This window comes from Pedobacter sp. HMWF019 (genome assembly GCF_003061025.1).
In the GTDB taxonomy this organism is placed as follows: domain Bacteria; phylum Bacteroidota; class Bacteroidia; order Sphingobacteriales; family Sphingobacteriaceae; genus Pedobacter.
In genome coordinates this window covers 1-12,152 of the sequence record NZ_QAIL01000422.1, presented here as the reverse complement: position 1 = coordinate 12,152, position 12,152 = coordinate 1, and the positions used below count along the sequence as shown (strand labels likewise).

Below are 12,152 nucleotides of genomic sequence, written 5' to 3'. Positions count from 1 at the left end.
ATATTGTATTTCTGACCGGGGCTAATATGGCGGGTAAATCCACCTTTATGAAATCCCTTGGGATCTCGGTTTACCTGGCCCACCTGGGCTTTCCGATCGCTGCAGCAGAAATGGAATTCTCGGTTTGCGATGGAATGTATACCACCATCAACCTTCCGGATAACCTGGCTATGGGTGCCAGCCATTTTTATGCTGAAGTGCTGCGGGTAAAAAAGGTAGCGGTAGAGTTGGGTGCAGGAAAGAACCTGTTTGTGATCTTTGATGAGCTGTTCCGCGGTACCAACGTGAAGGATGCTTATGAAGGTACCATCGCCATTATGGAAGCTTTTGCAAAGAAGCCGCATTCTTTGTTTGTCGTTTCTACACATATCATGGAAGCCGGATCAGTGTTAAGGGAGCGTTGCCCTAACATGAGCTTCCGTTATCTTCCAACCCGGATGGAGCAAGGGAAACCTGTCTATACCTATACACTAGCGGAAGGAGTTACGGATGACCGCCACGGAATGATCATCGTGAACAACGAAGGGGTATTGGAACTGATCAAAGATAAAAAGGGGGCAAAACCCCAATATCAACACTTTCAAGCCGACAAGCAGACTATAGAAGATCTGAATCTGCAGGGCAAGTTTAAACAGCAATCCATTTACAGCTTGTTCAACCATCTGCAAACCCGGGGCGGGGAGAAAGTAATGGAAGGCATGTTCCGCGAACCATTGAACAGTCCCGGCCAAATCAACAACAGAAGTGCATTATTTTCCTTCTTTCAGAATAACAGCCTGATCTTCCCGGTGATCCGCTCTCAGGTGGAATCGATGGAAGATTATCTGGCCGGCGGTGCCGGGGCTTCCTTGCCAAGAGTGGCCTGGGGCATCTTTACCAAGAAGTTCAGGCAGGTTCTTTTCCACAATGCAGAGCTATTGCAATTGCAGGCCGGGCAATCGGTTACCATTGAAGTACTTCAGGCCTTTAGGGATTTCTTTGCAGAGCTGAAAGGAAAAGATGGAATATCCATATATGAAAAAGATCTGGACACTGCACAAAGGATTCTTCAAGACTCCAGACTTCAGGGAATCTTGAAGGCAGGAGAAGAACAGCCTTCGCTGGCACAACTGATCCGCAACGATTATACCATCCGCCATGCGATGATGCGGGAGATGGAAACCTTGCTGAAGCTGATCTATGAACTGGATGTATATATAGGAGTAGCTGCCGTGGCGCGCGAAGAAGGCTTTGTCTATGCGAAGGCATTACCTGCGGCGGATATGCGGTTGGACCTGGAAGGTTTCCGCCACCCAGGCTTAAGAAAAGGGGTGAGCAATAACCTGCACCTGACTAAAGAACGTAACGTGCTGTTTTTAACAGGTGCGAATATGGCGGGTAAATCGACCTTTATGAAATCGATGGGGATTGCGGTTTACCTGGCGCATATGGGCTTTCCGGTGGCCGCTAAGCGGATGGAATTCTCTGTGAAAGATGGCTTGTTTTCCTCAATCAATGTTTCGGATAACCTGGATATGGGTTACAGCCACTTTTATGCAGAAGTACTTAGAACAAAAACTGTAGCCAAAGCGGTGAGTGAATCTTTGGATCTGTATGTATTGTTTGATGAGCTGTTCAAAGGAACGAACGTTAAGGATGCCTATGATGCCACCCTTGCAGTGACCGAGGCCTTTGCGGCAAACCGGAACAGTTTTTTTGTGGTTTCTACACACATCATTGAAGTAGGTGAGGCCCTGGGCAAAGCCTGCGATAACCTGCAGTTTTCTTATTTGCCAACGGTGATGAAAGACGGGGTGCCAACTTACCCGTATACGCTTGCCTCCGGAATCACAACCGACCGTCAGGGCATGATCATTATTGAGAATGAAAAGATTGTAGAGATCATTCAATCCGGCGGTTCCATTCATAAACCTCATTTACAGTTGTAACATGTTAAATAAATATAGATTTTTAAGCTTTTTTGGAATAGCCGCACTTTGTATTCCTCTGGGATGCAAGACCCAGTTGAGCACACAACCCTTACTCCTGGACCCAGCCGTACGAACAGGGAAACTAGCCAATGGCTTTACCTATTATATCCGTAAGAACAAGACCCCTGAAAAACGGGTGACCATGTATCTGGCTGTAAAAGTCGGGTCCATTCTGGAAACCGATCAACAAAGAGGCGTGGCCCACTTTGTAGAACATATGAGTTTTAACGGGACCAAACACTTCCCTAAGAAGGAGCTGACCAATTATCTGGAAAAATCCGGAGTACGCTTTGGTGCAGACATCAATGCCAATACGGGCTTTGACGAAACGGTATATCAGTTACCACTACCATCGGACAATCCGGAGTTGTTAGCTAACGGTTTACAAATTATGCGCGACTGGACGCAGGAAGCCAATATTGAGGCCGGGGATGTGGAACGTGAACGTCACGTAATCCTGGAAGAGAAACGCTATCGCGATGGACTTTCTCAGCGTTACCAGGAAAAGGCTATCCCATTTTACACCAATGGGTCTCGCTATGGCTCTCGTTTGCCAATCGGTACAGAAGAAGTCTTATTGAAAGTTACTCCGGAGGAGATCCGCAGTTTTTATAAGGACTGGTACCGGCCAGACCTGCAGGCCATCCTGGTAGTCGGAGACATTGATCCCGATCAGATGGAAAAAGACATCAAAGCGAAGTTTTCAGACCTGAAGAATCCAAAGCCAGAAAAAGAACGGACGGTTTACCAGGCTAAACTGACTGGTAAAGGCCAGTATATGCAGTTTCTGGACTCGGAAATACCCGGTATATCTGTGGAGGTCCTGATGAAGGAATACACCGATAAAATCGTTACGACGACCGACTACCGCGACTTTCTTTTGAAAACCCTATTTGGTCAGCTGGTCAACAACAGGTTCAGAGGAATATCTCTTGCTGGTTTTTCGACGCTTTCTGGTGGATTAGGCTCTTTTTCAGTTGGTGTGAGCACCAAGCCTGCAGAGACCGAACAGGCGCTGAAGAGTGTATGGCTGGAATTGCGTAAAATACAGGAACAAGGGTTCACTAAAGGAGAACTCGAAAGGGTGAAAAAGAATCATCAGCAAAAGATGGCCGATGCGCTGAGCGAGAAAGACAAAACGGCCTCAGAGGTACTCATTAAACCCTACCTACAGCACTTCCTGACCGGGAGTGTACCGCAAAGCATCGAAGAAGAATCTAAACTGACTACCGAGTTGCTTCCTGACATTACTTTAGAGGAGATCAATGGCCTGATGGGTACTTATCTGAAGTCTAAAGACCGTGATATCATCGTCAAAGGATCTGAGCATAATAAAGGGTTCCTGCCCGACGCGGCAACAGTGGATCGATGGATAGAAAATGTTTATACGCAAAGCCTGCCTGATGCAGAAGAAGATACACAGGATCTTCCTCTGCTAAAGGTTGAGCCTACACCCGGAAAGATCAAATCAACTGAAGAAATTAAAGCTGCCGGTATACAAAAGTTAATGCTAAGCAATGGAATGACCGTACTGTTAAAAAAGACCAATTTCCAAAATGACCAGATTTTGATCAAAGGTATTGCGGCAGGGGGGGCGAGTTTATCTTCAGATGCGGATTACCTAAGCGCCATCAATGCGGCTAAGTTAACTATGGCTGCAGGAGCGGGAAATTATGATGCGCTGCAGCTGGGCAAGTTTCTGGCAGGTAAAAAAGTACAGGTCAGTCCATTCATCGTGGACGAATACCAGGGCTTTAGCGGGATGACTACTCCACAGGACTTGCAGACCACAATGGAACTGTTGTATGCATATTTTGTTGAACCCCGTAAGAATGAGGAAACCTTCACCACACTGATTGAGAGGACTAAAGAAGAACTGGCGACCACCGGAAATGACCGCTCTAAAGTGTTTATGGATACGGTAAACCTGGTTTTAGGAAATTATCACGTGCGTAAAAGGCCACAAAATACAGCGAGCCTGGCACAAATTAAACTGGACAAGACCTTTGAGATCTACAAAGAGCGTTTTGCTGATGCTTCCGGATTTACCTTTCTTTTCGTCGGTAATCTGGATGAAGGAACTCTAAGACCTTTAATCGAAAAATACCTGGGCTCTTTACCTGCTAAAAATCTACAGGAAACCGCGCGGGACGTGGGTATTCATATTCCGGCAGGCCAGATTTCTAAAACTGTGTACCTGGGCAGTGAGCAAAAATCAAGTGTCGTTTTGACCTATTCAGGCGATTTTGACTATAACTTTCAGAATACGGTCAACATGAATGCTGTGGCCGATGCACTGAAGATCAGCCTGACCCAAAGGCTAAGGGACCAGCAGGGTGGAACCTATACGCCCAATGTACAGATGAACATGTCTAAATACCTGAAAAGCAGATTTAGCCTGATCATTACATTTGATTGTGCACCGCAGAATACCGAAAAGCTCATTGCCTCAGCCAGAGAAGAAGTGAACAAGATGAGGACTTCGGGACCATCGGCAGAAAACCTGCAGAAGTTTAAGGCTGCACGAAAGGTAGGGCTGCAGACCGGCTCGACCAATAATGCTTTTTGGCTGGATTACCTGACCTCTCAGGTGATGAATAAAGAGCCGCTAACCCAATTCTATGATTACGATGCGGCGCTAAACGGCGTTACGGTAAAAACCGCACAGCAGACGGCGGCAAAATATATTCAGGATCAAAACTATGTGAGACTGGTGCTGATGCCAGAAAAAAAATAAATTTTATAGAGATGAAGAAAATCATACAAATAGCCAGGCTGGAGCTCAGCCTGCTGTTTTATTCCCCGATTGCCTGGCTGCTGATGATCATCCTGTTTGTGCAGGTCAGTCTGAGCTTTACAGGTGCTATGTCTGGTTTGGAACGCACAAAAGGCGGTCCTTTTTTAACCGGTTCTCTGTTTACAGATTCTGATAATCTGGGGCTTTTTGTCCATATTTTAAGTAGTCTGTACTTGTATATTCCACTGATTACAATGGGCATCATTAGTCGGGAGACCAGTAGCGGCAGTATCAAATTACTCTATTCTTCCCCCGTAAAGCTCAGGCATGTGGTGTACGGTAAATTCGCGGCCATGCTGACCTATAACCTGGTCATCATAGGTGTTTTGAGCCTGTTTGTTATAGGCGTGGCTCCCCTGATCCCGCATTTTGATTATCCGCATATTCTGGTGGCTTTGTTTGCAGCTTATCTGCTCATCAACGCCTATGCAGCGATCGGGATCTTTGTGTCCAGCTTAACCTCTTACCAGGCTGTAGCAGCCATCAGTACCTTTGTGGTACTGGCCTTTATGAATTATATTGGGACAGTTGGACAAGATATGGATTTTGTGCGCGATCTGACCTTTAGTTTATCTATGCCCAGTCGTGCGGAACGCATGATGGCCGGATTGCTCAATACCCGTGACGTCATTTATTACCTGGCCATCACCGGGATGTTCCTGGCTTTTACCATTACTAAACTGGAAATGGAAAGGGTCTTAAAATCTACCTTCAAACAGGTTGGGCGATATGCGCTGATCACAGTGGTTGCCTTAAGCATTACTTATATCAGTTCACGCCAGCCCATGATCGGTTATTATGATGCGACGGCCACCAAAACAAATACGCTCACTAAGGCCAGTCAGGAGCTCCTTAAAAAATTAGGTGACGGGCCGATTGAAATGACAGAATATGTCAATGGAATCGAAGATTCCTATAACAGGGCAAGCCCAAGTGACCGTATAGCAGATATTGCCCGTTGGGAACCATATTTAAGGTTTAAGCCTAACATCAACCTGAAATGGGTTTATTATTACGACAGTATTCCTGGCATGACTGAAAACCTCATCAAGTATAATTCGACTTTTAATAAGTATGTCGTGTTTATGTCGAATGCCAATCAACTTGACCTTGATAAATTTTTGACGCCTAAAGAAATCCATAAGCAGATTGACCTGCGCGAGGAGGGCGTACGTACGGTCATGCAGTTGAAATATAAAGGGAAAGCAACTTTTTTACGCACCTTTCCTTATGAGCGGAATATGTGGCCTAAAGAAGCAGAGACCGGGGCGGCTTTAAAACGATTGCTCGTGACACCTCCTAAAATTGTTTTTGCGACAGATGGTTATCAGCGGAGTATGGACAAACTGGGCGACCGGGATTATAAAAAGTTGCTCAATGAAAAAATTACCAGGGGTTCACTGATCAACCAGGGATTTGACATGGACAGTGTGTCTTTGGAAAAAGACGAAATTCCGAAGGAGATTTCCGCCTTAGTGATTGCAGATCCAAAGGTTGCCTTCAGCGCGTCAGCATTGACTAAGCTCCGGAAATATGTCGCTGAAGGCGGGAACCTCATGATTGCCGGTGAACCTGGCAAACAAAATGTTGTGAACCCTTTACTCGACTCCCTTGGGGTCCAAATGTTAAACGGAACTTTAGTTCAGCGTAGCCGGGACTATTCCTATGGCCTGGTCACCCCATTACTGGCTCCGGGGGCAGTAGCCATGTCACCTTGGTTACAGCCTTATTATGCCTACAAATCTGTGGTATCGATGCCATATGCAGCCGCATTAAGTTATAAGGATAATGGACCTTTTGATGTTCATCCTATTTTAATAACAGATGCTCAAACAAGTTGGCTTAAAAAAGGAAAGTTTACCCTGGATTCAGCAGCTCTGACCGTGGAATCGAAAAATGGTGATGAGCAGGGCTCATTTCCGACAGCATTGACACTGACCCGGAAGGTAAATAACAAAGAACAACGGATCCTGGTATCCGGCGATGCTGACTTTTTTAGTAACATGGAATTGGCCAGGGCGAATATGCGCACTGCCAATTCAGGCCTTGCGGTCAGCATTTTCAGCTGGTTTGCTTATGGAGAATTCCCGGTAGACGTAAGTCGGCCGGAATCTAAAGACAATACCATCAAGCTCACCAAGCCCCGTGTAAAAATTATACAGGTTGTATATTATGGGGTGATTCCAGGAACACTGTTCCTGATCGGGATGATCTTGCTGATCCGCAGAAAGCGGAAGTAAAGTTCAGAATTTACAATAAAGAGGCTGATGACCAATTCAAAAAGGTGATCAGCCTCTTTTTGTTTAATCCGTAAATGGCATAAAATTATTGTTTGCAAAATTATTTACATATTATTGGATGGAATTTTCAAAAGACAGGGAGGTAGGTAAGTTTATAGATCAGAGATCCGTATCTGAAACATCTTTCTTCAAAGCGCATTATACATGGAAAACTACGCTAAGCGCTCGGATATGGAATTGTTGCAATTGCTCCAAAACGGTGACCGTTTAGCTTATGCTGAAATATTTGAAAGGTATAAATTTATCCTGCATCATCATGCTTTAAAGAAATTGCCCTACAGAGAAGAGGTTCAGGACATTATTCAGGAAGTCTTTACCACACTCTGGACCAAAAGGGAAAGTATACAGATCCATACCAATCTTTCCGGCTACTTATACACCTCGTTAAAACACAGCATTCTAGATCATTTTTCCCGTCAGAAGGTCCGTGCAAAATATGTAGAATCAATGAAAAGCTTTTCTGCCCATGAACAGGTGCAGTTATTACCCGATCACCTGATTCGCGAAAAACAATTATCTGCAGTAATAGAAGCCGAGATCAACGCGCTTCCGGAAAAAATGAGGATGGTTTTTGAACTGAGCAGAAAAACGCACCTCAGCCACAGAGAAATTGCGGAGCAATTGGGGATTTCTGAAAAAACAGTTAACCGTCAGGTCTCTAATGCTTTAAAGATACTCCGGTCCAGGCTAGGCCTGCTGACTTATCTGATCTTTCTGATCAAACATTAGAAAAATAAAATATTTTTTGATTTCATCTGCATGTTGGGCCCGACTTAACCGTCTTGGTATCGGATTTGGAAAAAAAGCCAGGCCCAAAAAGATATGCCCATAGAAGATTATGAACAATTACTGGAACGGTATAAGGCCAATCAATGCACCGAAGAGGAAATCGCTTTCCTAGAAAGCTGGTATATGACCTATCGGGAAGATAACGTCTATGAAAGTTTATCTTTATCCGACCGGGAAAAGGACCTTAATACTGTAGGTGAAAGGCTTGGATTAGAGATCCCAAAGAAAAAGCTACAGCTTTGGCCTCGGTTAACAGCCGCCGCAGCGATCTTTGCGGTTATAGGTCTTGGCTTGTACTTTTATAGAAGCAAAGACCATTACCCGGTTTCTGAATATGCAAATGATATCGCTTCAAAAGGAAAAAATACAGCAACGCTCACCCTCGCCAATGGAGAGCGGATCGAATTGTCGGATGCTAAAGTAGGGAAGCTGGCGGACCAGGCCGGCATTCAAATTTCTAAAACCAAAGACGGACAACTGATGTACGAAGTAAAAGCATCTGCCGGGCAAACAGCCAGTACCTGGAATACACTTTCTACAGCCAAGGGGGAACAATATTGCGTTGGACTGCCGGATGGCACAAAAGTATGGCTAAATAACGTCTCTTCTCTAACCTATCCCGCTTCATTTGCTTCATCAAAAGAACGTCGTGTCCAGCTCAAAGGAGAAGCCTATTTTGAGGTAGCAAAAGACAAGCTTCATCCCTTTGTTGTAAAAACACAGCAACAGGAAGTGACTGTATTGGGTACACATTTTAACATCAACAGTTATACAGAAGACAATCAAACGACCACTACGCTCCTGGAAGGATCAGTAAAAGTGAGCGCTCAGAATGGCCTTCAATCTAAAATCATAAAGCCAGGAGAGGAAGTATTGAACGCAGGCCGTGATTTGCAGGTCAGGCCCGCCAACCTGAAGGCAACTATGGCCTGGAAGGAAGGTTATTTCCGCTTCAATAATGAAAATTTAGAAAACATCATGAACCAGGTTTCCAGATGGTATGATGTAGATGTCGTTTACGCAGGAAATCGTAAAGAACTTGCTTCGCTCACCTTCTGGGGTATTGTTTCCAGGGATAAAAATGTATCCGAAGTCTTGAAAATGATTGAACGCGCAGAGAAGGTTAAATTCAAAATAGAAGGCAGAACCATCACGGTGATGTCCAATTAACAGATAAAAATCAATTAAACCGATAACCAACAACCAACAAACCACATGAAAAGAAATCAAAGAGATCCGTAATGCAGGGATAGCCAGTATAAAAACAGGAACGCTACCAACGTCCCTGTTTTAAATGCTGATGAAATAAAACAATGAGTTCACACCATTTTATCATTACCGGGAAATGCCCTTAGCCTCTGAAAGCAAAGCATTTTCCGGTCTAGACCAGTATTTCAAATGTATAAAAATTTTACAAAATATTTTTGTATGCCTCCGGGCTACAAGGATAAATCCCCAGGGTTGACCGGTCCGCATCGTGTTTTAGCGATGGACCATCCGCTGAAGGGGCTAAATATAATTCTTGTAATGAAACTAATTACAGCTTTATTGATCTTGGGCATTATGCAGGTGAGCGCATCAACTTTTGCGCAAAGAATCACTATTAACCAAAAAAATGCCAGCATAGAGGCCATCCTCGAAGAAATTGGAAAACAAAGCGGTTACGATGTTTTTGTAGGGGTAAAAACACTGCAGAGCTCAAAACCCGTGAGTATTAATGTTAAAAATGCGGGAGTAGAAGAGGTATTGAAACTCTGCCTGGAAGGACAGCAACTGGATTTTAGCATTGAAAATAAGATCATTGTCATTAAGCAAAAACAGCCCTCTTTTATTGAAAAAGTAGTTGCTGCTTTCGATGGAGTTAATGTCTTTGGTAACGTGGGTGATGCCGAAAATAAGCCTCTGCCCGGTGCGACTGTAACCGTAAAAGGTACACGGCGCACGACAATGACAGACAATAAAGGACAATTCTCAATATCTAATGTTCCAAAGGATGCTATTCTACAAATTTCTTTTATGGGATATATCAACAAAGAAGTTAAAGTCAGTTCTGATTTTTTACAGATCAGATTGGAGTTAAGCACTTCCAAACTGGACGAAATCCAGGTAATGGCCTATGGCACAACCAACCGTCGTTTGTCTACAGGAAATATCACCACCATTACTGCTAAAGAACTGGAAAAGCAGCCTGTTATGAATCCTTTACTTGCCCTTGTGGGCCGGGTTCCGGGGATGACGGTGATGCAGACAAACGGATATGAAGCAAGTCCGGTCAAAGTGGAAATCCGGGGAAGAAAGACGCTCGGCTCGAGTTTTGTGTCTGACCCGATGTACATCATAGACGGTGTACCCCTTACCAATTTGGATCTTGGAGCTGGCTCTAACTATAATTCAGGTTCGGCAGGGGTGGTTCAAAACGGATTTTCTGTAACTGGTGGACAAAGCCCGCTGTTTAATTTAAGAACCAGCGATATTGAAAGTATAGAAGTACTAAAGGATGGTGATGCAACCGCGATCTATGGTTCCAGGGGTGCTAATGGAGTCATTCTGATCACGACAAAAAAGGGAAAACCAGGTGCCTCAGGCTTTTCAGTAAATGTAGCGCAGGGTTTAAATTATATTGCACAGCGCCATGAGCTGCTCAATACCCAGCAATACTTGCAATTGAGAAAAGATGCTTTTAGAAATGATAACATTCAGCCAGATGTGAACAATGCACCTGATTTAATGTTATACGATACCACACGTTATACAGACTGGCAGAAAAAACTTTGGGGTAATATTGGGAAAAAGACTGACGTTTCGATGAGTCTATCCGGAGGAGATGACCAAACTCAATTTAGGATTGGTGGTAATTACTCCAGATCGGCTGAGATCCTAACCAAAAGTGGCAGCAATCAAGTCGCCTCTGTATCCCTGAGCCTGGGGCATAGCACTGCAGACAGGAAGTTTAAGATCCAGGGCAATGTAATGTATTCTTATTCTTCTATTAATACACTGACCACACCAAATGCTTCAGGTGCACCTCCCAATGCGCCAGATATTTATGATGCCGTAGGGAATTTGAACTTTAATGCGTGGGGACGAAGCAGTCCTGAGAATACGTATTATCCCTTCGCCAACTTGGAAAGCAGATACTATTCTGATACGCATGCAATGACGAGTAGTATGCTTTTGAGTTACCAGGTAACTAAGAACCTCGATTTTTCAACCAATTTGGGATTTAATACCACCTTAAATTTTAACCGTAATTATAATCCCGTTTCCAGTATGGATCCAATGAATAATCCATTGGGAACTGGATTTTCAGGAAGCAGCAATAATTTTAACTGGATCGTAGAACCTAAAGTAAACTATAAGATAAATTTATTTGGAGGAGAAATCAGTGCATTATTGGGTACTTCTTTACAAAAAACAACAACGAGTACAGCTGGTGTTTTTGGACTGGGGTATGAAAATGATGATTTTATTGAATCTATAAATCTTGCACCGATTAAATATAATATTAACAATAAAGGTTATTATAGATATGCGGGTGTGTTTGGACGGTTAAGTTACAACCTTCATGATAAGTACATCATCAACCTTAACGGTAGAAGAGATGGTTCTTCTCGTTTTGGACCGGGAAATCAATTTGGTAATTTTGGATCCATAGGGGCTGCCTGGATCTTATCTCAGGAAAATTGGATTAAGAATAAGCTTCCTTCAATGATCAGCTTTCTTAAGCTGAGGGGAAGTTATGGGCTTACCGGAAGTGATGCGGTTGGCGACTATCAATACCTTACCCAATGGGGGAGAAATGTAGGACCTTCCACGGCATTACCCGATTATAATGGCGTTTCACCCTTGGTCAATCTAATTGCAGCGAACCCAAACTATCGATGGCAAGTGAACAAGAAGCTCGAAGTTGCACTAAATGTAGGACTTTTTGAGGACAGGATCAATTTGGAAACCACATTCTACCGCGACCGGTCCGGCAATCAGCTTACCCAATTTCCAACACCTATTTACACCGGATTTCCAAGTGTTTGGGCCAATTGGGCAGCTATGGTAGAAAACCGTGGATTGGAATTGAGTGCAGAAGCAAGGTTAATTACAACAGATAAAATAAATTGGTCAATGAACTTTAACATTGGTCGGAATACTAATATACTGGCAAGTTATCCTGATATAGAACATTCTCCTTATTTCAATATCTATAAGGTCGGTAAGTCTATTAATACACAATATCTGTTACACTATACAGGAATAAATCCACTAACGGGTAACTATACATTTGAAGATTATAACCATGAC

Annotated in this window: 6 protein-coding genes; all 6 read left to right on the top strand. The window is 43.8% G+C overall.

Translation table 11 applies throughout. From position 1 onward, the window contains the following. On the top strand, positions 1 to 1,928 hold a 1,928-nt coding region (locus tag DBR11_RS22455), incomplete at its 5' end, for a hypothetical protein (RefSeq protein WP_233260862.1). Between the two features lies 1 nt (position 1,929). Next, positions 1,930 to 4,707, top strand: coding sequence for a pitrilysin family protein (locus DBR11_RS22450; RefSeq protein WP_108554849.1), 2,778 nt, complete (start codon positions 1,930 to 1,932; stop codon positions 4,705 to 4,707). Between the two features lie 11 nt (positions 4,708 to 4,718). Further along, positions 4,719 to 7,007, top strand: coding sequence for a Gldg family protein (locus DBR11_RS22445; RefSeq protein WP_108554848.1), 2,289 nt, complete (start codon positions 4,719 to 4,721; stop codon positions 7,005 to 7,007). A 204-nt stretch (positions 7,008 to 7,211) separates the two neighbouring features. Continuing rightward, on the top strand, positions 7,212 to 7,796 hold the full coding sequence (locus DBR11_RS22440) for an RNA polymerase sigma factor (RefSeq protein ID WP_108554847.1): 585 nt from the start codon (positions 7,212 to 7,214) through the stop codon (positions 7,794 to 7,796). A 93-nt stretch (positions 7,797 to 7,889) separates the two neighbouring features. Beyond that, the gene (locus DBR11_RS22435; protein ID WP_108554846.1) at positions 7,890 to 9,026 is read left to right on the top strand and encodes a FecR family protein; all 1,137 of its coding nucleotides are present in this window, start codon (positions 7,890 to 7,892) and stop codon (positions 9,024 to 9,026) included. A gap of 357 nt (positions 9,027 to 9,383) precedes the next feature. Further along, the coding region (locus DBR11_RS22430) for a SusC/RagA family TonB-linked outer membrane protein (RefSeq protein WP_158275363.1) at positions 9,384 to 12,152 on the top strand (2,769 nt) is incomplete at its 3' end.

Coding starts and splice junctions, on each gene's coding strand:
- DBR11_RS22450 (WP_108554849.1), top strand. CDS start 1,930: ATGTTAAATAAATATAGATTTTTAAGCTTTTTTGGAATAGCCGCACTT.
- DBR11_RS22440 (WP_108554847.1), top strand. CDS start 7,212: ATGGAAAACTACGCTAAGCGCTCGGATATGGAATTGTTGCAATTGCTC.
- DBR11_RS22445 (WP_108554848.1), top strand. CDS start 4,719: ATGAAGAAAATCATACAAATAGCCAGGCTGGAGCTCAGCCTGCTGTTT.
- DBR11_RS22435 (WP_108554846.1), top strand. CDS start 7,890: ATGCCCATAGAAGATTATGAACAATTACTGGAACGGTATAAGGCCAAT.